Genomic DNA, 23204 nt, shown 5'->3' with positions numbered 1-23204 from the left:
ATCCAAATCTTGTGTTAAAATTAAGGTTTATTATTTTGTCTGGCTTCAAAAATTTTCAAGTACATAAAAGTGCCCATTTTTCTGGCTCGTCGCTTAGCATTATCTGCAATTTCACCTTCAAAATACTGGTCAATGGTTGCATACCATAAGTTTAACCACACACCAAAATGTAATTCGGTAATTGTATGATTGTACGTTTTATCTACTTTTACGTGTGCTTCTAGTGGGTTTCCTTCATATTTGTTTTTTAGTTTTTTACCAATAAATAAACTCGTTTCCCAAAACGTAACTAAATGGTCTAGATGCGTATCCCAATCTGTAATTGCATCGTTAAAAATAGGTCCTAATAACGTATCAACTCTTACTTTTTTGTAAAACTCATGGACCAATAAAGTCACATCATCTCTAGTACTAATTGTTTTTCTATTCATCTTACACAAAGATAAACTTTGTTATTTTAATTCTGTATTTTCTTAGTATTTTAGCAGTATGATTAAAATAGTTTTGCTTGGCGCAGGAAACGTTGCCACACACCTTTACAAAGCTTTTAAAAGCCCTTCTAACATAGAAGTTGTGCAATGGTATAACCGAAACAAAAAAACAATTGACAGTTATAAAAATGAAGTAAATATCACAGACAACCTTAATCAATTAGCTGATGCAGATGTATATATCATTGCAGTTAGTGATGATGCAATTGAAGCGTTAAGTAGTGCTTTACCCTTTGACAAACGATTAGTGGTACACACTTCTGGTAGCGCAAGCCTGTATGATATTGATAAAAAACATTTTAGAGGCGTATTTTACCCATTACAGACCTTTAGCAAAACGGTTGATTTAGATTTTACTACTGTACCTATTTGTATAGAAACGCTTAGAAAACAAGATTACAAGTTACTTAAAACAATAGGCGAATCTCTTGGATGTAAAACCTATAAAGTAAATCCAGATCAAAGACCTGCTTTACATTTAGCAGCTGTTTTTGTTAACAATTTTACCAATCAGATTTACAGAGTTGCTCATGAGATTACCGAAAAACATGGCGCTGATTTTGATATTTTAAAACCATTAATTACAGAAACTGCTAGAAAAATTCAAGATGTATCACCTTATATGGCACAAACAGGTCCAGCTAAGCGTAACGATAAAAAAACTATAAAAAGACATTTAAAATTACTGGATAATCAACATCACGAAGCCATTTACAAACTGCTAACCTCATCAATTAAGAAAACACATGGACACTAAAAGCTATAAAGAATACCTACACCAAATAACCACATTTATTTTTGACGTAGATGGTGTGCTAACTAACGGAATGGTTACCATTACTACTTCAGGAGAAATGATAAGACATATGAATGTAAAAGATGGTTACGCTATGAAGCAAGCTCTAAACCATGGATTTAATGTTTGCATTATCTCTGGAGGCACAAACGAGGGTGTAAGAATGCGTTTGCAACATCTTGGTGTAAAAGATGTGTATTTAGGTGCTCATAAAAAAATAGTTCAGTTTGAAGAGTATATTAACAATAACCAAATTAAACCTGAACACGTATTATATATGGGAGACGACATACCAGATGTGCCAGTTTTAAAATTGGTTGGTATGGCTACTTGTCCGCAAGATGCTGTTCCGGAGGTCAAGCGTATTTCAAAATATATTTCGCATAAATTAGGAGGCGAAGGTTGTGTAAGAGATGTTATCGAACAAGTCCTAAAAGTGCAAGACAAATGGGATAGCGATTTTGATGCACAAACGTTTTAACACCATCCAATAATTAACCATCAACTTAAACCAACACAAAATTGAAACTACTCCAACTTATTAGGTACAAAAACTTACTACTAATTGCATTAGTACAAGTTTTAATAAAATATGCATTATTCCCTTCGTTAAGTATGCTAATAGGTGGTCAACAAGTTTTTGTATCTACTACATTAACACACTTTCAATTTGTATTATTAATGCTTTCTACACTTTGTATTGCAGCAGGCGGTTATATTATAAACGATATTTTTGATGTTGACGCAGATAAAATCAATAAACCTAAACAACAAATTATTGGTCAACATATTACCACAGAAAAAGGATACAACTTTTATATGGCTTTTACAGTCATTGGAGTTGTTTTAGGGTTTTACTTATCGCACACTGTAGGTGTTAGTAGCTTTTTTGCCATTTTTGTTATTATAGCTGCTCTACTTTATATTTATTCGTCTTTTTTACAACACATGCTATTAGTTGGTAATATTATTATAAGCATGTTAGTTGGTCTAAGCCTGATGATAGTTGGAGTTTTTGAATTATATCCAGCCATTACACCTCAAAACCAATTTATTCAATCGTCAATGCTAGAGGTGCTTTTTGATTATGCCATTTTTGCTTTTATAATATCATTAATTAGAGAGATTGTAAAAGACATCCAAGATGTAGATGGAGATTATAAAGCGCAACTTAAAACCCTTCCTATTGTATTAGGCAAAGACAGAGCAGCCAAAATAGCATTTGCAATAACATTATTAGCAATTGTAGTGTTAGTCTATTATTTAGCAACATTTTTATTTATGCAAAAAATTGTTGTTGTATATTTTATTGTAACGGTTGTTGGACCTTTAATCTACATAGCTATAAAATTGTTTACAGCAGAGCATAAAAAAGACTTCAAAACTATTAGCAATTTGCTTAAATTAGTGATGTTGCTAGGTATGTTATCGATGATTATTTACCGACTAACTTAAAAACTATGCTCAAAGAAAAACTTAAAGACCGTCATATTATACTCGCATCAGGATCGCCCAGACGTCAACAATTTTTTAAAGACTTAGGTCTAGACTTTGAAGTCCGATTAAAAGAAGTTAAAGAAGAGTACCCAAATAAACTTCTTCATTTTGAAATTAGCGATTACCTAGCTCAACTTAAATCCTTACCCTTTTTAGATGAGCTAAAAGACAATGATATTCTGGTGACTAGCGATACTATAGTATGGCATAAAAATACTGCTTTAGGTAAACCTAGAAATAACGACGAGGCTTTTGCAATGCTAAAAGCCATGAGTGATCAAACACACGAGGTGATTACTTCGGTTTGCATACGTACAAAAATTTATCAAAAAACAGTAAACGCTGTGACAAAAGTTACTTTTAAAGACTTTACAGATAATGAGATTTGGCACTACATAAACAACTACTCACCTTTAGATAAAGCTGGTGCTTATGGTATCCAAGAGTGGATTGGTCAAATAGGTGTTGTTGGTATAGAAGGTTCGTTTTTTAATGTAGTTGGCATGCCCACACATCTTGTTTACGAAACGTTAAATACCATTGCAGACGAGTTTTAGAGTTGTAATTTTATACTAAATAAAATCGACTATGAAACCCATTAAAACACTCGTACTCATTCCATTTATTCTATTACTTTTTGGTTGTAACAAAAATAAAAACGTCAACAATAAAGAAGTAGTAAGCCAAACTATTGTCTCTAAATCAAACAACACACCAGCTTTTAAACCAGACCAACAGTTTAACAACTATTGGTATGCAGGAGAAGCAGAAATCTCATCTTACAAACTAGAACAAGCGCGTTATGGAGAAATAAGAGATGGTCATGCAGTATTGGTTTATGTTACAGAACCTTTTTTAGCAAAAGAGCAAGTAAAAGCAGACCAGAGTAATCCATCAAACATTAACGTCTTAAAATTAAATAGCACTAAAAATTTCAATACAGGTATTTACCCATATTCCATCATGCAAAGCACCTTTTATCCAGTTGCCAACAATCAGCATGCAATAAAAATTAGTGCTTCTGTGCAAGAATGGTGTGGTCAAGTTTACACTCAACTTAATAACAGAGATCAGTTTCAAGTAACGTCACACTCCTATTTTCAAGGAGAAGCAGACCAGCAATTTACCTTAGAAAAAACAGTGTTAGAAAACGAAATTTGGACCCAACTACGTATTAATCCTAACAGCTTACCTACTGGTAATATATCTGTAATTCCAAATTTAGAGTTTATTAGACTTAACCATAAACCTTTAAAAAGTTATAACGCTTTCGCGGAACATGTGCCAGGAACATATAAGCTAACTAATAAAGAATTAGACAAAACACTAGAGATAAACTACAATCCAGAATTCCCTTATAATATTGAATCATGGTCCGAAACCACCAAGGGATTAACAACAAAAGCTACAAAATTGAAAACTATAAAATCTGCCTATTGGAATAAAAATAGTAATGCAGATTTAGAGTTAAGAAAAACCTTAGGCTTAGAATAAAAACTATATTTGTTATACAATTAAACGTGCTTATGTTTTTAGAACATTTTAAAACAGAATTAATTAATACAACCATAGTATTAGCTATATTTATTCTTATTCGCTTTATATTAAAAGTTTCAATAAAAAAATTAGGACAAAAAACCGGAATCAATGATGCTAGAATTGGTCTAATTTCCCGTTACACTACAGTTACTTTATTTTTAATATTCATCTTATTTGTAGCCTACATTTTTGGAGCAAAATTTGAAGACTTAGCAGTTATTTTCTCTTCTGTTTTTGCTGTTATTGGTATTGGATTATTTGCTATTTGGTCTATTTTAAGCAACATTACTTCTGGTATTATTATGTTTTTCTCTTTTCCTTACAAAGTAGGAGACAAAATTAAAATACACGATAAAGATGCGCCAATTGAAGGGATTATAGAAGATATACGTGCGTTTCAATTACATTTAAGATTGGATAATGGCGACTTAGTGACTTACCCAAACAATCTAATTCTACAAAAAGCTGTAACTTTAGTTCAGAAAGATGCAATAGAAGATTTTGGAGATATGCATTAAAAGGTAGTTATGGCTAAAAAAAAACAAAAAAAGCGCACACAGCATTACAAAAAGCAAATAGGGCAAATTCCTGGTGCATTAATTTACACAGGAGCTAAGCAAAATAAAGCGTTACATCTTCATGTTTTTGATTATAGTGAAGACGACTTTAAGGAAGCCGATATAAACTCGGTTGATGAAGCCTTTCATTTTAAAGATTCAGAAACCGCAACTTGGTTTAATCTTAATGGTTTAAATTTTATTGACGAAATTGAAAGAATAGGGAACTATTACAATTTACACCCTTTAATTTTAGAGGATATAGTAAATACCTCACAACGTCCCAAAATAGACACCTATAAAGATTACATTTTTATTGTATTAAAAATGATGTATTATGATGATGCAGAACACATTGTTTCAGAACAAGTTAGCATGATTATGGGTAAAAATTACGTACTTACCTTTCAAGAGTCTGATGGTGATGTTTTTGATAGTGTTAGAGAACGAATTCGCAAAAAAAAGGGACGTATTAGAAGCGAAGGCGCAGACTATTTATTATATGCACTTATAGATGCAATTGTCGACCATTACTATGCTATTATAGAAACCATGGGTAACAAGATTGAAGATCTTGAAGACGATTTATTTACAGGCCTAACTCAAGAAGAAATTGCACAACAAATCCAAGATTTAAAGCGTGAAATATTAAAAATAAGACGTGCTATTTTTCCGCTTCGCGAAATTATAAGTCGTTTAGAAAAAAACGATAATAACCTAATTGAAGAAAAAACGACACACTTTTTTAGAGATGTTTATGACCATATTATCCAAGTCACAGAAACCATAGATATTTACAGAGATATGATATGGAGTTTAATGGATATGTACATGACTACTATTAGTAATAAAATGAACGAAGTCATGAAAGTACTAACCATCATTGCTACCATTTTTATACCATTAACCTTTATTGCTGGTATCTATGGGATGAATTTTGAGCACATGCCAGAATTACATTATCAATATGGTTATTACGTAGTTTGGGTGGTTATGATTGTGGTTTTAATTGGTATGCTTATTTATTTTAAACGTAAAAAGTGGCTTTAGTGTAGTAAATAGTTGATTAAACATCATATTAACTTTCATAAAGTTAAAGAAATCTAAAAAACGTCAATTACAAACACGATTGTTTATATTTGAAAGACTTTCAAATTATTAAACATTACCATGCAAAAAATAATTGCTTCTCTCCTATTTATATGTTGCTTTACAATTAGTTTACAAGCTCAACAACCAGAAAAATTAAACGCATCAGAGATACATCAAGCCATAAAAAAACTTAATTTTTTAGGTTCTGTTTTATACGTTGCTGCGCATCCAGATGATGAAAACACACGTTTAATAAGCTATATGTCCAACCATATAAAAGCACGTACAGCTTATTTGTCGTTAACTCGTGGTGATGGTGGCCAAAACTTAATTGGCCCAGAACTTAGAGAGCTATTAGGTGTTATACGTACCCAAGAATTATTGGCTGCAAGACGAACAGATGGTGGCGAACAACGCTTTACTAGAGCAAACGACTTTGGCTACTCAAAACACCCAGACGAAACCCTAGATATTTGGAATAAAGAAGAAGTCCTTAGCGATGTGGTTTTGGCTATTAGACAATTTAAACCAGATATTATTATTAACAGATTTAACCACAGAACTCCAGGTACTACTCATGGTCACCACACTAGTTCTGCAATGCTAAGTTTGGAAGCTTTCGATATGGCAAATGATAAAAATGCCTACCCAGATCAAGTCAATCAATATGGGACCTGGCAACCAAAACGCGGGTTTTTTAATACCTCATGGTGGTTTTACGGAAGTCAAGAAAAATTTGACGAAGCAGATAAAACCAACTTATTAAACTTTGATGTTGGTGTCTATTATCCTGCTTTAGGGCTATCTAATAACGAGATTGCATCGTTAGCTAGTAGCAAACATTTATGTCAAGGTTTTGGAAGATTAACAACTAGAGGTAGCCAAACAGAATGGGTAGAATTAATTAAAGGCGATTTACCTAAAGACAAATCCAACTTGTTTGATGGTATTAACACGACTTGGACACGAGTAAAAGGTGGAGATAAAATTGAATCTATTTTAAAAACAGTTCAAAACAATTTTAATTTTGAAAACCCTTCTATACATTTAAATGATTTGTTAAAAGCCAGAACACTCATTCAAAATCTTGAAGACAATCACTGGAAAACTATAAAAACTAAAGAGATTGACCGTATTATTGAAGCATGTGCTGGATTGTATTTAGAAGCATCAGCTAACACACCAACCAGCAGCACCAATCAAACTATAGACATTGCTATTGAAGCATTAAACAGAAGTAATGCTTCTATTAGATTAGACAGTTATTCTATAATTAATAAAGGTGCTAGTATGTCCTCTGGAATTGTTTTAAAACCTAACGAAAAAGAAGAGATAAAAGAAAGCGTAACCATCCCAACCTATCTAAATCCAACAACTCCGTATTGGTTAAACCAAAAAGGAAGTTTAGGGATGTATAAAGTAGAAGACAAAAGTTTAATAGGTAAACCTGAGACTCCTCGAGCAATTACTGTTGATTTTAATTTAACCATTAATGGTTTTTCATATAAAACCACTAAGGATTTAATATATCGCTATTCTAAACCAGATAAAGGCGAATTGTATAGACCGTTCGAGATTATTCCAGAAGCTTCAGCTAAAATTGCTGAAAAAGTAATCATTTTTGAAACAGACCAACAAAAAGACATTCCTGTTATAGTAAAAGCTGGTCGCGATAATTTAGAAGGCTTTGTACAAATTGCACACCCTAATGGATGGTCTGTATATCCTGAAAAACAAAAGTTTTTAATCGCTAATAAAGGTCAAGAACAGACTTTAATTTTTACTGTAATACCTCCTAAAAACCAAAACGAAGGTCTTATGACACCAATGGTGCACGTAGGTGATCAGATTTATACCAGAGAATTGGTAGAGATTGATTACAATCATATTCCGTTTCAAACCGTATCGTTACCTAGCGAGAGTAAAGTCGTGCGACTAGACATTAAAAAACGTGGTAAAAACATCGCTTATATAGAAGGTGCAGGAGACGTAGTACCAGAAAGTTTAAGACAAATTGGTTACAACGTGCTAGTGTTAAAACCTGAAGATATCACTACTGAAAGATTAAGTGCTTTTGATGCAGTTGTTGTTGGAATTAGAGCCTATAATATTGTGGAAGACTTAAAATTTAAACAAGATATTTTATTTGATTTTGTTGAAAAAGGTGGAAATATGATTGTACAATACAATACCAGTCGAGGGATTAAAGTAGATAATATTGCACCTTATAGTTTAAAATTATCCAGAGATCGTGTCACTGATGAACAGGCTGAAGTCACCTTACTAAATCCTAAACACGAGTTGCTTAATTTTCCTAATACAATTACTTCTCAAGATTTTGAAGGATGGACCCAAGAGCGTGGACTGTATTTTCCAGACGAATGGGCTCCAGAATTTACACCCATTTTATCCATGAATGATTCAGGTGAAACACCAAAAACAGGAAGCCTCTTAGTTGCAAAGCATGGAAAAGGACATTATATCTATACAGGACTTAGCTTTTTTAGAGAATTTCCTGCTGGTGTGTCTGGTGCTTACAGATTATTTGCAAACATGTTGAGTATTGGAAAAGAGGATTTAAACAGAAATAATCGACTAAAAAATTAATAAATAACACTATAAATGAAGTCTTCGACATGCTCAGACTGACAGCTTCGTTTCAATAGGCTTAATTTATAATATAATTTTAATACAAAATCAAAATGTCACACTGAGCTTGTCGAAGTGTTACACTAAAAAATAGAAAATGCAAGACCAACCAAAATACCAATGGAAACCTCTGTACACCTTACTATTAGTAGCTAATGCTTTATATATTTTGGCTTTTTACTTTATCACTAAACTGTTCTAAATTATGCAAACATTAGATTGGATTGTCTTATTAGGAACGTTACTAACTATAGTGATTTATGGTACATACCAAACCAGAGGAAGTAAAAACGTACAAGACTATTTAAAAGGTGGTAATACCAGCAAATGGTGGACTATTGGCTTATCGGTTATGGCGACTCAAGCTAGTGCCATTACCTTTTTAAGCACACCTGGACAAGCATTTCATTCTGGAATGGGATTTGTCCAATTTTATTTTGGGTTACCTATAGCAATGATTGTGATTTGCATGGTTTTTATCCCATTATATCACAGATTAAAAGTCTATACTGCATACGAGTTTTTAGAAAAGCGTTTTGATCGTAAAACCAGATCGTTAACTGCTATTCTCTTTTTAATACAACGTGGATTGGCAGCAGGAATCACCATTTTTGCTCCAGCAATTATCCTATCTGCTGTTTTGGGCTGGAACTTATTAGTCCTTAATATTTTAATTGGTGTTTTAGTCATAATTTATACGGTTTCAGGTGGTACAAAAGCAGTCAATGTGACACAAAAGCATCAAATGATTGTGATTTTTACAGGAATGATCATTGCTTTCATATTAATATTAAATCATTTACCTGACGATATCACTTTTAGAAAAGCACTAGATATTGCTGGTGCTAGTGGTAAAATGGAAGTGCTAGATTTTTCTTTTGACCTAGATAACAGATATACGGTTTGGACTGGATTAATTGGTGGTACTTTTTTAATGCTCTCTTATTTCGGTACTGACCAAAGTCAAGTACAACGTTATTTGTCAGGAAAATCTGTTAGAGAAATGCGTTTAGGACTAATTTTTAATGGACTGCTAAAAGTACCTATGCAGTTTTTTATTCTGTTAGTTGGTGTCATGGTGTTTGTGTTTTATCAATTTAATGAAGCACCAATAAACTTTAATCCCACAGCTACAGAAGTGGTATTAAACTCAGATTATGCAGACAAATACAAAGCTCTGCAAATTAAACAACAGGAAGTATTTGACTTAAAAAAAGCAGCTATTACAGAGTTTGCCAATGCTAACGGAACTATTAACCAAGAGTTGATAGCCAGTTACAACACACAAAGTGATACATTAAGAGCAAACGCTAGAGCACTAATTGTAAAAGCTGGTGAAGCTAAAAGTTTAAAAGTTGAGGATAACGATAAAGACTATGTGTTTATCCATTTTATCCTTAATAATTTGCCTAAAGGGTTAATTGGACTATTGTTAGCAGTTATTTTAAGTGCTGCTATGTCCAGTACAGCATCAGAGCTAAATGCTTTAGCTAGCACTACAACTATCGATTTATATAAACATAAAGTGGGTCCAAAAACGGAATCTGAAATGGTTAAAGCCTCAAAAGGATTTACGTTACTTTGGGGAATTATTGCAATAGGTGTCGCCTGTGTTGCTAATCTCGCTGAAAATTTAATTCAATTAGTTAATATTATTGGCTCTATTTTTTACGGTAATGTATTGGGTATTTTCTTATTAGCATTTTTCTTTAAATACATCAAAGCTAATGCAGTGTTTATTGCTGCACTAATCACTCAAGTTATTGTTATTGCACTATACTTTTTAGATGAATACGATTTTATTAACCTACCGTTTTTATGGTTAAATTTTGTGGGTTGTGCAATTGTTATGATAATTGCTTTTGTATTACAATCGCTTATGAAAAACAAAAGCGTGGAGTCTTAATAATTTGATTTAATAACTCTGGCTTAACTTATCACAAGTTAATTATGGTATATTACCTACACAAATTGGAATTATGAAATTAAACTTATTGTCATGTGATGCGATTAGACCAGATAAAAGAGCGATAGCTAAATGCATTTTAGAAATCTCGATTAACGTAGATCAAAACCTATCAAACCAATTAACTGATATTCTTTTAGAAGGAGATGCTGTAGATATTGAAGTATTAAATAAAAACTCTGGTTCTGCATTAAGAGCATTACGAAAGTTAGATATTGACTATCAAATCGAAGACTAACTACTTATTCTTCTCTTCTATCCACTTACTCATGTATTTAGTACTTTGCATGGTTTGATGCATCAAGATTTGTCCTAAAAAATGTTGCTGTCTATGACTTTGCAAACCTGCTTGTAATAAGTCTAATTTATATAACACATCTTTGGTATAAATAGCTTTATCATAAAGGGTGTTAATAATCATAAAACCATTTTTTTGCTTACCATTCCAGTATATTTTGTTAGAATACAGTTCTACTGCTTGTTTAGCAAACATTGTAGCATCATCCTCTATAAATGCATTAGTATCTTTTAAGGTGCCATACATACCTTCTGCTCCAATGGTTGTAGTAATACATGGTGTACCATTTATCATGGCATCAATTAGTTTACCTTTTAATCCTGCTCCAAAACGTAAAGGTGCTAAACATACTTTAGCCTCTTTCATGACTTGATTAACATCTTCTGCAAAGCCTTTAATTAAAAAACTGTCTTTATCGCTATGTAATTGTTTAGCTTTTTCCGACACATAGGATCCGTAAATATGCATTTCTGCTTTAGGCAATTCTTTTTTTATGAGTGGCCAAATCTGTTCTTTTAAAAATAAAACTGCATCAAAATTAGGCTCGTGCATAAAATTACCAATGGTAATAAAATGGTTTCGGTCTTTAAATTTTGGACTGTTGCGCTGTGCTTCTGGGGAAATTGGGTCTAATAAAAACGGTAGATAATATAATAAGTGTTCATCTACTTTAAATTGATTGACCAATATTTCTATCTCCACTTGAGAGATCATAAAAGTTAAATCACATCTTAAAATACTTGCTATTTCACGTTTTGCTATGTCGTTTTGTAAATAGTTTTTATCAAAAAACGCTTGATCTTTTAAGGCTTGTTGACGTCCTTTACGCAAACTGTGCAAGTCTTCTGTATCCAACAATCTTAACGCATCAGGACAATGCTCTGCAACACGCCAACCAAATTGTTCCTCAACCATAAAACGGTCAAACAACACAATATTTGGATTTAATTTAGTAATAAATGTATCAAAGCTACTATCGTTTAACACAATAGGCTCTGTTTTAACACCAATAGTTGATAAATCAAATGCGTTATCTGTTTTAGCACAAGCAGATGCAAATGTTATGTTGTAATTACCAGCCTGAAAGACTTCAATTAATTGCATCATTCTACAACCCGCTGCAGAACTTTTAGGTTCTGGCCAAACAAAGCCAATAATTAATAAATTTTTATTCATAAAATGTAAAATCTCAATTTACAATAACTAAACGCTACAGCCTAAAAAAATTATTCTGGTCTAGGTGCTAAAGCATAACCAGCTCTAACTTGTCCAACCCAATCCACTATAGCTTGTATTTGTGCGTCCGTTAAATTAGCATCACCATGTGTCCAAGTATAACTAGGTAGTGGCATTTTTTTTTCAACTACTTCTTCTGCAATTTCTTCAAATTTGTGGTCTTTACGCTTAATAGAATAGTCTGCCCATTTAGAGAAATTTAAATGTTTTTTACCATTATCTACATGACCAGCTAACCAGTAATTAACTGGAGTTATTTTATTGTACCAAGGGTAATTAGTATGACTACTATGACAATCAAAGCAAGTAGATTTTAAAATAGTTTTTACTTCGTTGGATGGAGTTGTTTCAGTCAAAAAAGCTGTTAAATCTTCTGTATTACCTTCATTTTTTTCAGGCGAGAAAAATTGGGCAACAATAAAAACGATTAATAAAGCCAACCCTATTTTTTTAATTATTTTCATTTTAACTATTTTTAGATTTTAAAAATACTAAAATCTTTGACTTCTAACACGCTATATCAAGAATTAAATTACGTCAATCATTCCCGCGAAAAACGCTTGTATTATGCAAATGTATTGTTGGCAGACACCAGTTTAATTCCTGAAGTTTTGGATATTTTATTTATGGTTGACGATAAAATTTCTCCTCGTGCTGCATGGATTTTAGAATTTATGTGTGGCGAAAATATTGAAGCTATCATCCCTTATTTAGACCAGCTTACAGAGCATATGAGTAAAGTACATTTAGATTCTGCTCAAAGACCTGTTGCAAAAATTTGCGAATATCTTGCAAAAGCATACTACGGAAAAGAGCCTTCAAAAATTAAACAGGCATTACTTTCTAGACATCATGAAAAAATTATTGAACTCTGTTTTGATTTCATGATTAACGATGTAAAAGTAGCACCTAAAGCATACGCAATGAACACCTTACACCTTTTTGGGAAAGATTATGATTGGATCTATCCAGAGTTGGTTTTAATTTTAGAACGCGATTTTCATACACAAAGTGCAGCATTTAAAGCTAGAGCTAGGCATATCTTGAAAAAAATCAAGAAAAAGTAGTCCATTTTTATTAAATTCTTAAAGCGGATTGTTTTAGTCTTCTCTTTAAAAAAACTATCTTTATGGCTTGTTAAAAAACACCCTTTTTATGTCTTTAAACCAACTAAATGCCATCTCACCAATTGATGGTCGTTACCGCAATAAAATTGAAAAATTGCAAGAATATTTCTCTGAGGAAGCACTTATAAAATATCGTGTTTTAGTTGAAATTGAGTACTTTATTGCATTATGCGAAATTCCTTTACCTCAGCTAAAAGGTGTTGACAGTAGTAAATTTGAAGGTTTACGAGACATTTACCAATCGTTTACTTCCGAAAATGCACAAGCCATCAAGGACATAGAGAAAGTAACCAATCATGATGTTAAAGCAGTCGAGTATTTTATTAAAGAACAATTTGACGCTTTAGGTTTAAGTGACTATAAAGAGTTTATTCACTTTGGATTAACCTCTCAGGACATTAACAACACTGCAATTCCTTTAAGTATAAAGGATGCTATGAATGACGTTTACGTCCCAGAATATTTTAATGTTTTAAAAGAATTAAAGCGTCTAGCCGAAGAATGGAAAGACATCCCAATGTTAGCTAGAACCCATGGTCAACCTGCTTCTCCAACCAGATTAGGAAAAGAAATCAAGGTTTTTGTGGTCCGATTAGAAGAGCAATTTAATTTATTAAATGATATCCCAAGTGCTGCAAAATTTGGTGGTGCTACAGGAAATTTTAATGCCCATAAAGTGGCTTATCCAAATATAGATTGGAAAGCGTTTGGTGGTAACTTTGTACAAGAAAAATTAGGGTTGCAACATTCCTTTCCAACAACGCAAATAGAGCATTACGACCATATGGCTGCTTTATTTGATTGCTTAAAACGTATCAATACCATTATTATAGATTTAGATAGAGACATTTGGACCTATGTGTCTATGGACTATTTTAAACAAAAAATTAAAAAAGGTGAAGTTGGTAGTAGTGCTATGCCACATAAAGTCAATCCAATAGACTTTGAAAACTCTGAAGGAAATTTAGGTCTAGCTAATGCTATTTTTGAACATCTATCTGCTAAATTACCAATATCAAGATTACAACGCGACTTAACTGATAGTACTGTGTTACGTAATGTTGGCGTCCCATTTGGACACACTTTAATTGGTTTTAAATCTACACAAAAAGGTTTAGGCAAGTTATTATTAAATGAAACCAAATTTGAACAAGATTTAGAAAATAATTGGGCAGTAGTTGCAGAAGCTATACAAACCATTTTAAGGCGTGAAGCTTATCCAAATCCATACGAAGCCTTAAAAGGGTTAACAAGAACTAACGAAGCTATTAATAAAGCCTCTATTTCAAATTTTATTGATACCTTAGAGGTAAGTGATGCTATTAAAACCGAATTAAAAGCCATATCACCTAGTAACTATACAGGTATCTAATTATGTTTAACGATAATACAGCAATAGCCCTTTGTAGTGTAACTTTATTACTCTTTTTTGTTGGAGGCATTACTGGGCTTTTAAATAATCCCTATTACTTAGGATTTGTTGTAATTATTTACCTTCTTATTATTGTTAATATTTTTATCAATAAACAACCCGAAGTAAAAGAAAACGAGACTATAGAAAACGACGTATAAAAAAAGGCTTATCCAATGGATAAGCCTTTAACATTTACATTAAACTATAGATTATTATTTAAAAAAATCCATAAGGTTTTTGAGTTGTCCTTGATCTACATCTGCATTTTGCAGCTTGTTGGTCAATTTAATCAACGCTTCGGGTTTCATATCATCACCTAATACTCTAATGACTGTAAAACCTGTATCTTTAGAGCTAGCAAGTACTAAAAACTCGTCTACTGTATCCTCTTCTCCAATAGTGTTTATTGTAACAGAAACTCCGCTATCTTTAAACTCCATTAACTCGTCGTACTTTGGATTTTTAAATACTTTTTTAGCCTTATTTAACTCTTGCTGATATTTATCTTTAGTATCCTCATTTACTCTATAAGCTAAAACATCTAGTTTTCTAATAGACTCGTAAGCTGTTTGTTCTTCTTCAGTTAAGTTAGCTTTGGAAAAATCAACCAGTTTTGCTGACACATCAAACGAGGTAAACTCTGGTAATTCTTGATGGTCCACAAAATAGGTTTGTATGGAGTTTTCGTCTTTACAGCTTATTAAAACAAGTGATAAGCATAACAGTGTGAAAACAAATTTTAATGGCGTTTTCATAGTGTTTATTTTTTGCTTTTCTTTTCTAATTCCTCTCCACCTGGAAGATTCATTTTTTGAGTTAATTTAGAAATCTGGTTTAAATCTATATCTCCAGTTAACGAAATAACAACAGTTTCAATAGATCTATTTTCTCCATTTATTTTGATTTCAGAATCTTTCATTACAGCATCTAATCCATTAATAAACATTAGCAATTCGCTAATATGGTCATCGTCTTTACCTTGTTTTACGTAAAACTTCATAACCACACCATTATCTTTTACTTCCATTAGTTCTTCTAAAGATGCAGTACGAGAGGTTACCCATTTTGCAATATCTTTTGCTATCACTTTATCGTCTGTAGCCATAGTTTTAAAACTAGTGATACTATTTACCATTTCCATGTATGCTTTAGCATCTGCATCGTCAGTATCAATGTCTATTTTCGCTAACATTTGAAACATTTTAGGCTTTATCGAGACGTAACTTACCTTGTCATTATCGCTATATTTCTCAAATATATCTTGAGCCATAGCAGTTAGAGGCATCAATAAGATAGCCATTACTAAAAGTGTTACTTGTTTTTTCATTGTATTAATATTTAAAGTTTTCATTGTCTTAATTTTTTATTGGTTATTAATTTTTAAAATTCGGCCAATTGGGTTTTCCATTTCTTTTAAATAGTCAACTTGTGTGCCAGCTTTGTTTAGAGCTCCTAAGTAATTAACTTGAGCAGTCCCTTTATTAAGTGTTTTGGACACCAATTCTAGGTAAGATTTTGCTTGATTATAAGCTATTCGATCTGCTTCTGTAATGTTATCCTCCTTTGAAGGTAAATTAAAATAAATTCCAACCATTAAAACTGCTACTGCTGCGACGCTTAACCACTTGAAATTAAATTGCTTTTTAGTGTTTAGTGGCACGTCTTTGGTAAAAGTCTCTTGTTGGTTTACCATAAAGTACCCAAAAATGGTTTTATAATGCTCTAAATGTGGAGCTACAGTGTCTTGCGAAAAATAGGTTTTTAACTGTGCTTCTTCTTGTAGAGTGGTTTCTCCGTTTTCGTACTTTTCTAGTAAGTCTTCTATATTATTTAACACCATAATTGTGTGTTTTAGTTAATTTTTCTCTTATTACTTTTCTTGCTCTAGATAAGGCTACACGTACTGCTGTAGGATTCATATCCAGCATTTTTGCAATCTCATCATAATCATACTGCTCTATATCTCTTAATTGTACAACTAGCTTTTGTTGTTCTGGTAGCTCCTCGATAATTTTAGCTACCCATTGCATACTATCGCTCAATTCTACTTGCTTTTGTAAAGCTACGTTGTGATCTTTATAATTACTATGTACAATTTTTAAATTCTGCGCTTGCTTAGATTTTAATTTATCTAAACAAAAGTTTTTTGTCATCGTCATTGAAAACGCCTCAACATTTTTATAGTTTTCAATGTTACTTTTATTACTCCATAATTTCAACAATACTTCTTGCGTTGCATCTTCTGCTTCTTCGCGTGACACCAATAATCGTTTAGCTAAACGAAAGACCTTATCTTTAAAAGGCATTACAATGCTTAAAAACTCCGATTGTGTCATTTTGGTTTGTTGGTTTCTATTACGACGAGCGACTATTAAATTTGTTACAATTTATTTTCAATATAGAATAAAGTAAGTACTTTTATTAAAAAAAATTCTTTTAGCTTATGAAAAAGACATGGATATACACCATCCTGCTTGTAGTTTCAGTAACTTTTACCAGTTGTTTTGAAGATATAGATGATAACGCTATTTCTGAAACCGATATCAAAGATTTTGTGTGGAAAGGATTAAACCAATGGTACTTTTGGCAACAAACTGTAACCGATTTAGCGGATGATAGATTTGCTAATAGTACAGAGTATACGGACTTTTTAAATAGTTACGATTCTCCAGACGTGCTTTTTGAAGCTTTATTATCTCCCGAAGATCGTTTTAGTTGGATTGTTGACGACTATTTTGCACTAAATAACACCTTAAATGGTGTCACTAAAAATAACGGAATGTCCTTTGGAGTTGGTAATATTACCGTAGGATCACAGACTACTTTTGGAGGTATTGTGCAATATATTTTACCTAATACCAGTGCATCTACTAGTAATTTAGAACGCGGTGACATTTTTTTAACCGTAAATGGCACACAACTTACCCAAAATAATTACTTAAGCCTATTATTTTCTAGTAATGACACGTATACTATAGGTTTAGCAGAGATTGATGCTAACGACAATTTAGTATTAACAGGAGAAACTGTAACCCTTACCAAGCAAGTATATGAAGAAAACCCAATATTTATTGCTAATACATTTACCGTTGATGGTATAAAGGTTGGTTACTTAATGTATAACCGTTTTACTAGCAATTATGACCAGCAACTAAATGACGTTTTTGGAGATTTTATTGCTGAAGGCGTGCAAGATTTAGTAGTAGATCTAAGATATAATCCTGGTGGTAGTGTGAGTTCTGCAATACATTTAGCTAGTATGATTGCTGGCGAACCAAATTCTGCTTTATTTTTAAGACAACGTTGGAATGAAAAAATACAAGCGGTATTTACAGAGGAAGAAGTTAGCAGGTATTTTGTAAACCAATTACCTGATGGCACACCCATTAATAGCCTAAATTTAAATAAAGTCTACATTTTAGCGCAACGGTCCTCTGCATCTGCAAGCGAGTTGCTTATTAACGGATTAGAACCACATATAAGTGAATTAATACATATTGGAAATACCACAAGAGGTAAAAATGAATTTTCTATTACATTGTATGACAATCCAGATTGTTCTTATTTAAACTTTAGTGGTTGCTCTGGTAGCATAAATCCAAACCACACTTGGGCTATGCAACCTTTGGTAGGTAAAAATGAAAATGCTAATGGTTTTTATCAATATGAAAATGGGCTAGCTCCAGATTTTCAATTAATAGAAGACATTGAAAACTTTGGTGTTTTAGGTGACCAAAACGAGCCTCTTTTAGCTAGAGCTATTCAGCATATTACTGGAAATGGAAGATTTGGTTTTACCACTGAATCTCATGCATCATTTGAAAGTCTAGACCAATCTAACTTACACACTTTAACTAAAGATAATATGTATTTAGAACCGGAAGACATTCCAAACCTTTACAAATAGAATACAAAAAAGCCTCTAACTATTTAGAGGCTTTTTTGTAATTATAAATTTAATTGAAACCCAAACTTAAAGTTTCGACCAAGGGTTGAAAACCTATACAACTCTTCATAATCTTCATCAAAAAGGTTGTTAACACTAAAAAACAAGGTCATTTTATTATGTAGCACCTTATGGTTAAGCGATAGGTTAACTAAACTGTAACTCTCTAATGTACGATTAGTTGTAAAATCGTCTTCAAAAAATGGAGACACTCTATCACTATTAAATTGGTAACTAACATTAGTAGAAGTGCTTTTACAAATTTGATACCCTAAAATAGCATTTACTTTTTGTTTTGGCACTCTAAAAATAATAGCGTCTTGACGTTCTGTAAATGTGTAGTTAGCATTTAGGTTTAAACGCTCTGTTGGTTTGTAACTAAGCTCCACCTCTACACCTTGCACCTTAAAGTCTTCATTTATATTTTGGTATTCTCCAGCAAAAGTTACAAAATCTGTAGTCACATAATCGATAAAATTATCCTGATTCCTGTTAAAATAAACTGCACTTAACTGCAAATTTTCATTTAAAGAAACATCAAAACCAGCTTCAATAGTTGTGTCTTCTTGTGCTTCTAGATTAGCATTTCCAAAACCAGGTACAAACAATTGGTATAAACTTGGTGTGACATAAGCAGTACTGTAAGAAGCTAAGAGTTTTAAAGTTTTAGTTTCATCTAAATTAAATACATAAGACGGATTAATGTTATAAACAACATGACTTCCATACGCGCTATGATTATTTAATCGTAATCCTGCATTAAGATTAAAACCAAAATCTGTTAAATACGTGACACTAGCATAAGGATCTACTATCTGGTCATTAGCTTCATCTGCTGTTATTGGGCTAAATGGACTTGGGTTATTCATTTCATTTTTAACCACATTTACACCTAAAACAGTATATAGCTTATCGCTAAATGCATACTTATTAAAAGCGTCTACGCTTAACGTTTTAGCATCAAAAGTTGCTGGAAAATCAGATTGAAACTCGCGATTTACTGATGTTAAAGCTGCATTTACAGTTACGCTACCATTGTTGTAGCTATACTTAGGTGAAACAGAGACTCTTACCTGTTCGTTTTTAGAGACATTGTTTTCATCTACAAAAAAGAAACCACCATCATAATCTGTACTATACTTATCGTGACTAAAAAGAGTATTCAACTGGAAATGTTGAGAAAAATCATAACCTAACTTGACATTGGTATTAATTTTTGAGTATCTATCACTGTCATTAGCTTCAGAATTTTCAGTTGCTTTGACAGCAGATAATCCATCGGTAAACGTATTACTAAAATTAACCAAGTAATTAAAGTTTTTGGTACGACCATTAACTCCTACCGAATTGGTAAAATCTTCAATAGCAAAATTAGAATCGTTTGCAGATTTATTGGTTCCTAAAAACGAAGAAAATGAAGCATTCACTGTACCACTTTTAGCCTTTTTAAGCGTAATATTTATTACAGCAGTACTGGCTCTGTTTCCATACAATGCACTAGATGCTCCTTTTAAAATTTCTATTTCTTCAATCTGATTTAATGCCAATAGTTGTAAATCAAAATTATTTTCTATTTGCGAGGCATCATTTACCGCTACACCATCTATCAATACTAAAACCTGACGATTTTGCCCACCTCTAACACTAGTTGTCAAGGGTTGTCCCGCTTGACTGTTGCTACCTATAATAGCAATTCCGGATTTGGTGTTAATGATTTGTGCAATGGTTTTGTCTGCATGTTGTTGCAATTCTTCAGCAGAAATTTTGACTACTGTTTTACCAGAATTTTCGCGTTTTAACTCAAATCTAGAGTCTGTAATGGTAACTTCATCTAATAGCGTTACCTTTTCTGTTTTGTCTTGCTCTTGCGCAAAAACAAAACTACCAGCTACAATACATAGCGTCGTTAGAACTTGTTTTTTGTTCATGTTAATGTACTAATTACTCGAGAATAGTATGTGTTATCATACGTAAACTTTTATCCCGAAAGTTTGACTTATTTGTTTGAATTTGGCAGGTCTCCTGACTTGTTTTCTATTATTTTACCTTCCCAGCAAAAAGCCAGTGGTTTTAAGAGCAAATAATAGCCTTGTAATAAGGTGTCCAATACTATTGAACATAAACTTACAGTTGCGGGAACAGTTCTGGATTTTAACCAGATTCCCTTTTAATTCATTCAAACATATTTTGAATGAAACCTAAATTCGACGCGAAAATACTATTTAAAATGAAGTGGTTGCTACTTTTTTTTATTCATTTTATAAACTAGATACATAAAGGCTAACAAAAAGTGCACAATTATCACTCCAGCTACTATATATATTGTTAAATTTGAATCGTCTTGCATGACTAAATTTTTATATAAATTTATAGGAAAGTATTCCGTTAAAATATCACCAATGTTACAAAACAAACCGTTTTTACTACTCCTTTTTTCGTTGTTATTGTTGCTGAATTGTAAAGAAGACAAAGGTCTATCTAGACAACTTCCACCAATGGAAGTGGCACAAGACACAATTACCTATGCTAAAGGATTTAACATTTATAATTCTGGAAATTTTAAAGTGATAACGGTTAACAACCCTTGGCCAAATACAGATAAAGACTATAAATATGTTTTAATATCTGCAGAAGAATTAGCTAAAACTAGTTTTATGAAAGGTGAATACGATGGTATAATTGTAACACCAATCCAAAAAATTGTTACAACATCCACAACACATCTTCCTGCTTTAGAATTATTAGGCGTAGAAAACACCTTGGTCGGTTTTCCTGGTACAGATTATATTTCTTCAGAATCCATAAGAAAAAACATTGACCAAGGACAGGTTAGAGAATTAGGAAAAAATGAAGGTTTAAATACTGAGGTTTTATTAGAATTAAAACCAGATGTAGTCGTTGGTTTTGGAATTGATGGAAATAACAAATCGTTAAATACCATTCAGAAATCAGGGATTCCTGTTATTTTTAATGGAGATTGGGTAGAAAAATCCCCTTTAGCCAAAGCAGAATGGATAAAGTTTTTTGGAGTACTTTATAATAAAGAAAAAGCAGCCGATTCTATTTTTAAAACCATAGAAACCAGTTATAACAAAGCAAAAGCACTTGCCAAACAAGTAACTAAACAACCTACAGTACTTAGTGGAGCTATGCATAAAGATGTTTGGTATTTACCTAACGGAACAAGTACTGAAGCACAGCTTTTAAAAGATGCTAATGTTAATTATTTGTATGCAGACACTACAGGAGAAGGTAGTTTGGCACTAAGCTTCGAGTCGGTTTTTGAAAAAGCCAAAACTGCAGATATATGGTTAAGTCCATCGTATTACACTACTATGGAGGCATTAAAAGAGGCTAACCAACATTACACTCAATTTGATGCATTTAAAAACAATAACATCTATACTTTTTCAAACACAACAGGTCAAACAGGTGGTGTTTTGTACTACGAGTTAGGTTTGGCAAGACCAGACTTAGTATTAAAAGACATCATTAAAATTTGTCATCCAGAATTACTAACAGATTACCAAACTTACTTTTTTAAACCCTTACAGTGATTAATACTAAATCCTATAACACTTCTTTTGTATTATTAGCAGTTTTACTACTAGTATTATTTGTTGTTAATATTAGTTTAGGCTCTGTGTCTATCTCTTTAGATACTATTTTTAGTAGTTTTTTCACCAAAACAGATCAGTTATCTAATCACGAATATATCATACAAAATTACCGTTTACCTAAAGCTATAACTGCCATTTTAGTAGGTTCTGGTTTAGGGATTTCTGGATTGTTAATGCAAACCTTATTTCGTAATCCTTTAGCTGGACCTTTTGTATTAGGGATTACCTCTGGAGCTAGTCTTGGAGTCGCTTTAGTCATTTTAGGAAGTAGTGTATTTGGCGGATTTTTAGCAACTTTTTTAGTCTCAAAATGGAGCCTAGTGATAGCAGCTAGTTTAGGAAGTTTTTTAGTATTATTATTAGTACTAATAGTGTCGTCTAAAGTTAGAGATACTATGGCTATTCTAATTATAGGTTTAATGTTTGGAAGCATTACTGCTGCTATAGTAAGTGTTCTCTCTTACTTTAGTAGTGCAGAACAATTACAGCAATATATCTTTTGGGGATTTGGAAGTTTAGGCGATTTAGATTGGTCTGAAGTTAAAATTTTTGGGTTGATTTATAGTATTGGTATCTTGTTTTGCGTGTTATCCATAAAAGGATTAAACACTTTATTGTTAGGCGAAAATTACGCTAAAAGCTTAGGATTAAACATCAAGCAAAGTCGATTGTTAATCATTATAGCTACTAGCCTTTTAGCTGGAACCATCACTGCATTTGCTGGACCAATTGCATTTATTGGTTTAGCCATTCCGCATGTCACACGTCAAGTGTTTAATACATCCAACCACAAGATTTTATTACCAGCAGTATTTTTATTTGGAGCTATAATTATGCTTATTTGCGATAGTATTGCACAATTACCAAATACAGATTATATGTTACCTATTAATGCCATCACCTCATTATTTGGCGCACCAATAGTAGTTTGGTTATTGGTAAGACAACGTAAAATGGTGTTTTAATATGAATTTAA

The 23204-nt window shown here is 32.4% G+C and carries 24 protein-coding genes and 1 riboswitch; of the genes, 16 read left to right on the top strand and 8 right to left on the bottom strand.

Annotation, left to right across the window (positions count from 1 at the left end):
- Nucleotides 1-20 precede the first annotated feature (20 nt).
- The gene (locus LY08_RS03555; protein WP_111659064.1) at nucleotides 21-431 is read right to left on the bottom strand and encodes a group III truncated hemoglobin; all 411 of its coding nucleotides are present in this window, start codon (nucleotides 429-431) and stop codon (nucleotides 21-23) included.
- A gap of 58 nt (nucleotides 432-489) precedes the next feature.
- On the opposite strand from LY08_RS03555, the gene LY08_RS03550 reads away from it, so the two are divergent.
- The 10 genes from LY08_RS03550 to LY08_RS03505 all read left to right on the top strand — a co-directional run bounded on the left by LY08_RS03550 (nucleotide 490) and on the right by LY08_RS03505 (nucleotide 10825).
- Complete coding sequence (locus LY08_RS03550) at nucleotides 490-1248, top strand: Rossmann-like and DUF2520 domain-containing protein (protein WP_111659063.1); 759 nt, start codon at nucleotides 490-492, stop codon at nucleotides 1246-1248.
- Nucleotides 1238-1768, top strand: coding sequence for a KdsC family phosphatase (locus tag LY08_RS03545; protein ID WP_111659062.1), 531 nt, complete (start codon nucleotides 1238-1240; stop codon nucleotides 1766-1768). The genes LY08_RS03550 and LY08_RS03545 overlap by 11 nt, the downstream gene beginning before the upstream one ends.
- A 41-nt stretch (nucleotides 1769-1809) precedes the next feature.
- Nucleotides 1810-2742: a geranylgeranylglycerol-phosphate geranylgeranyltransferase gene (locus LY08_RS03540; RefSeq protein WP_111659061.1), complete on the top strand. Its 933-nt coding sequence runs from the start codon at nucleotides 1810-1812 to the stop codon at nucleotides 2740-2742.
- A 5-nt stretch (nucleotides 2743-2747) separates the two neighbouring features.
- The gene (locus tag LY08_RS03535; RefSeq protein WP_111659060.1) at nucleotides 2748-3341 is read left to right on the top strand and encodes a Maf family nucleotide pyrophosphatase; all 594 of its coding nucleotides are present in this window, start codon (nucleotides 2748-2750) and stop codon (nucleotides 3339-3341) included.
- Nucleotides 3342-3372: 31 nt separating this feature from the next.
- Entirely contained in the window at nucleotides 3373-4278 is a 906-nt protein-coding gene (locus tag LY08_RS03530) for a septum formation inhibitor Maf (RefSeq protein ID WP_111659059.1), read from the top strand.
- 32 nt (nucleotides 4279-4310) lie between these two features.
- Nucleotides 4311-4841 (top strand): mechanosensitive ion channel domain-containing protein, encoded by a 531-nt coding sequence (locus LY08_RS03525; RefSeq protein WP_111659058.1) that lies wholly within the window; start codon nucleotides 4311-4313, stop codon nucleotides 4839-4841.
- 9 nt (nucleotides 4842-4850) lie between these two features.
- On the top strand, nucleotides 4851-5930 hold the full coding sequence (gene corA / locus LY08_RS03520) for a magnesium/cobalt transporter CorA (RefSeq protein ID WP_111659057.1): 1080 nt from the start codon (nucleotides 4851-4853) through the stop codon (nucleotides 5928-5930).
- A gap of 120 nt (nucleotides 5931-6050) precedes the next feature.
- Nucleotides 6051-8579, top strand: coding sequence for a PIG-L family deacetylase (locus LY08_RS03515; RefSeq protein WP_111659056.1), 2529 nt, complete (start codon nucleotides 6051-6053; stop codon nucleotides 8577-8579).
- 247 nt (nucleotides 8580-8826) lie between these two features.
- Complete coding sequence (locus LY08_RS03510; protein WP_111659055.1) at nucleotides 8827-10527, top strand: sodium:solute symporter; 1701 nt, start codon at nucleotides 8827-8829, stop codon at nucleotides 10525-10527.
- Nucleotides 10528-10600: 73 nt separating this feature from the next.
- Complete coding sequence (locus LY08_RS03505; protein ID WP_111659054.1) at nucleotides 10601-10825, top strand: hypothetical protein; 225 nt, start codon at nucleotides 10601-10603, stop codon at nucleotides 10823-10825.
- Here LY08_RS03505 and LY08_RS03500 read toward each other — a convergent pair whose 3' ends face one another.
- Both LY08_RS03500 and LY08_RS03495 read right to left on the bottom strand, forming a co-directional pair.
- Nucleotides 10826-12061, bottom strand: a complete 1236-nt coding sequence (locus tag LY08_RS03500) for a glycosyltransferase (RefSeq protein ID WP_111659053.1) — start codon at nucleotides 12059-12061, stop codon at nucleotides 10826-10828.
- A gap of 50 nt (nucleotides 12062-12111) precedes the next feature.
- Nucleotides 12112-12585 (bottom strand): heme-binding domain-containing protein, encoded by a 474-nt coding sequence (locus tag LY08_RS03495; RefSeq protein ID WP_111659052.1) that lies wholly within the window; start codon nucleotides 12583-12585, stop codon nucleotides 12112-12114.
- A 36-nt stretch (nucleotides 12586-12621) separates the two neighbouring features.
- Between LY08_RS03495 and LY08_RS03490 the strand changes: the two genes are divergently transcribed.
- The 3 genes from LY08_RS03490 to LY08_RS03480 all read left to right on the top strand — a co-directional run bounded on the left by LY08_RS03490 (nucleotide 12622) and on the right by LY08_RS03480 (nucleotide 14820).
- On the top strand, nucleotides 12622-13188 hold the full coding sequence (locus LY08_RS03490; protein ID WP_111659051.1) for an adenylosuccinate lyase: 567 nt from the start codon (nucleotides 12622-12624) through the stop codon (nucleotides 13186-13188).
- Nucleotides 13189-13276: 88 nt separating this feature from the next.
- Nucleotides 13277-14620 carry an adenylosuccinate lyase gene (gene purB / locus LY08_RS03485; protein ID WP_111659050.1) on the top strand — a complete coding sequence of 448 codons (1344 nt, stop codon included), beginning with the start codon at nucleotides 13277-13279 and terminating at the stop codon, nucleotides 14618-14620.
- A 2-nt stretch (nucleotides 14621-14622) separates the two neighbouring features.
- Complete coding sequence (locus LY08_RS03480; protein ID WP_111659049.1) at nucleotides 14623-14820, top strand: hypothetical protein; 198 nt, start codon at nucleotides 14623-14625, stop codon at nucleotides 14818-14820.
- Between the two features lie 54 nt (nucleotides 14821-14874).
- Here the strand turns inward: LY08_RS03480 and LY08_RS03475 are convergent, their stop codons facing one another.
- From LY08_RS03475 to LY08_RS03460, 4 genes are read right to left on the bottom strand one after another with little or no spacing between them, the layout of a single operon-like run.
- Nucleotides 14875-15417, bottom strand: coding sequence for a DUF4252 domain-containing protein (locus LY08_RS03475; protein ID WP_111659048.1), 543 nt, complete (start codon nucleotides 15415-15417; stop codon nucleotides 14875-14877).
- Nucleotides 15418-15422: 5 nt separating this feature from the next.
- Nucleotides 15423-15989: a DUF4252 domain-containing protein gene (locus tag LY08_RS03470; RefSeq protein ID WP_111659329.1), complete on the bottom strand. Its 567-nt coding sequence runs from the start codon at nucleotides 15987-15989 to the stop codon at nucleotides 15423-15425.
- Between the two features lie 36 nt (nucleotides 15990-16025).
- Nucleotides 16026-16502: a hypothetical protein gene (locus LY08_RS03465; RefSeq protein ID WP_111659047.1), complete on the bottom strand. Its 477-nt coding sequence runs from the start codon at nucleotides 16500-16502 to the stop codon at nucleotides 16026-16028.
- The gene (locus LY08_RS03460; RefSeq protein WP_111659046.1) at nucleotides 16489-16998 is read right to left on the bottom strand and encodes an RNA polymerase sigma factor; all 510 of its coding nucleotides are present in this window, start codon (nucleotides 16996-16998) and stop codon (nucleotides 16489-16491) included. Before LY08_RS03460 ends, LY08_RS03465 begins: the two co-directional genes overlap by 14 nt.
- Before the next feature lie 107 nt (nucleotides 16999-17105).
- Between LY08_RS03460 and LY08_RS03455 the strand changes: the two genes are divergently transcribed.
- The gene (locus LY08_RS03455; RefSeq protein ID WP_111659045.1) at nucleotides 17106-18569 is read left to right on the top strand and encodes a S41 family peptidase; all 1464 of its coding nucleotides are present in this window, start codon (nucleotides 17106-17108) and stop codon (nucleotides 18567-18569) included.
- Between the two features lie 41 nt (nucleotides 18570-18610).
- On the opposite strand, the gene LY08_RS03450 is transcribed toward LY08_RS03455, so the two are convergent.
- A complete protein-coding gene (locus LY08_RS03450; protein ID WP_111659044.1) occupies nucleotides 18611-20536 on the bottom strand; it encodes a TonB-dependent receptor plug domain-containing protein in 1926 nt (641 codons plus the stop codon).
- Between the two features lie 67 nt (nucleotides 20537-20603).
- Nucleotides 20604-20825: riboswitch (cobalamin riboswitch) on the bottom strand.
- Nucleotides 20826-21007: 182 nt separating this feature from the next.
- Here LY08_RS03450 and LY08_RS03445 point away from each other — a divergent pair.
- Both LY08_RS03445 and LY08_RS03440 read left to right on the top strand, forming a co-directional pair.
- Nucleotides 21008-22165, top strand: coding sequence for an ABC transporter substrate-binding protein (locus tag LY08_RS03445; protein WP_111659328.1), 1158 nt, complete (start codon nucleotides 21008-21010; stop codon nucleotides 22163-22165).
- Nucleotides 22162-23193, top strand: coding sequence for a FecCD family ABC transporter permease (locus LY08_RS03440; protein WP_111659043.1), 1032 nt, complete (start codon nucleotides 22162-22164; stop codon nucleotides 23191-23193). Before LY08_RS03445 ends, LY08_RS03440 begins: the two co-directional genes overlap by 4 nt.
- The last annotated feature ends 11 nt before the right edge of the window (nucleotides 23194-23204 follow it).

Source organism: Olleya aquimaris, from assembly GCF_003259525.1.
GTDB classification, from domain to species: Bacteria; Bacteroidota; Bacteroidia; order Flavobacteriales; family Flavobacteriaceae; genus Olleya; species Olleya aquimaris.
The sequence above is the reverse complement of the archived record's forward strand: the minus strand, read 5'-3'. Positions and strand labels throughout refer to the sequence as shown.

Excerpts from the sequence above, each read along its gene's own strand:
- LY08_RS03525 (WP_111659058.1), top strand. The coding sequence starts at position 4,311 with ATGTTTTTAGAACATTTTAAAACAGAATTAATTAATACAACCATAGTA.
- corA (WP_111659057.1), top strand. The coding sequence starts at position 4,851 with ATGGCTAAAAAAAAACAAAAAAAGCGCACACAGCATTACAAAAAGCAA.
- LY08_RS03475 (WP_111659048.1), bottom strand. The coding sequence starts at position 15,417 with ATGAAAACGCCATTAAAATTTGTTTTCACACTGTTATGCTTATCACTT.
- LY08_RS03480 (WP_111659049.1), top strand. The coding sequence starts at position 14,623 with ATGTTTAACGATAATACAGCAATAGCCCTTTGTAGTGTAACTTTATTA.
- LY08_RS03450 (WP_111659044.1), bottom strand. The coding sequence starts at position 20,536 with ATGAACAAAAAACAAGTTCTAACGACGCTATGTATTGTAGCTGGTAGT.
- LY08_RS03535 (WP_111659060.1), top strand. The coding sequence starts at position 2,748 with ATGCTCAAAGAAAAACTTAAAGACCGTCATATTATACTCGCATCAGGA.
- LY08_RS03505 (WP_111659054.1), top strand. The coding sequence starts at position 10,601 with ATGAAATTAAACTTATTGTCATGTGATGCGATTAGACCAGATAAAAGA.
- LY08_RS03500 (WP_111659053.1), bottom strand. The coding sequence starts at position 12,061 with ATGAATAAAAATTTATTAATTATTGGCTTTGTTTGGCCAGAACCTAAA.
- LY08_RS03545 (WP_111659062.1), top strand. The coding sequence starts at position 1,238 with ATGGACACTAAAAGCTATAAAGAATACCTACACCAAATAACCACATTT.
- LY08_RS03460 (WP_111659046.1), bottom strand. The coding sequence starts at position 16,998 with ATGACACAATCGGAGTTTTTAAGCATTGTAATGCCTTTTAAAGATAAG.
- LY08_RS03515 (WP_111659056.1), top strand. The coding sequence starts at position 6,051 with ATGCAAAAAATAATTGCTTCTCTCCTATTTATATGTTGCTTTACAATT.
- LY08_RS03470 (WP_111659329.1), bottom strand. The coding sequence starts at position 15,989 with ATGAAAAAACAAGTAACACTTTTAGTAATGGCTATCTTATTGATGCCT.
- LY08_RS03465 (WP_111659047.1), bottom strand. The coding sequence starts at position 16,502 with ATGGTGTTAAATAATATAGAAGACTTACTAGAAAAGTACGAAAACGGA.
- LY08_RS03445 (WP_111659328.1), top strand. The coding sequence starts at position 21,008 with ATGTTACAAAACAAACCGTTTTTACTACTCCTTTTTTCGTTGTTATTG.
- LY08_RS03495 (WP_111659052.1), bottom strand. The coding sequence starts at position 12,585 with ATGAAAATAATTAAAAAAATAGGGTTGGCTTTATTAATCGTTTTTATT.
- LY08_RS03510 (WP_111659055.1), top strand. The coding sequence starts at position 8,827 with ATGCAAACATTAGATTGGATTGTCTTATTAGGAACGTTACTAACTATA.
- purB (WP_111659050.1), top strand. The coding sequence starts at position 13,277 with ATGTCTTTAAACCAACTAAATGCCATCTCACCAATTGATGGTCGTTAC.
- LY08_RS03550 (WP_111659063.1), top strand. The coding sequence starts at position 490 with ATGATTAAAATAGTTTTGCTTGGCGCAGGAAACGTTGCCACACACCTT.
- LY08_RS03455 (WP_111659045.1), top strand. The coding sequence starts at position 17,106 with ATGAAAAAGACATGGATATACACCATCCTGCTTGTAGTTTCAGTAACT.
- LY08_RS03530 (WP_111659059.1), top strand. The coding sequence starts at position 3,373 with ATGAAACCCATTAAAACACTCGTACTCATTCCATTTATTCTATTACTT.
- LY08_RS03555 (WP_111659064.1), bottom strand. The coding sequence starts at position 431 with ATGAATAGAAAAACAATTAGTACTAGAGATGATGTGACTTTATTGGTC.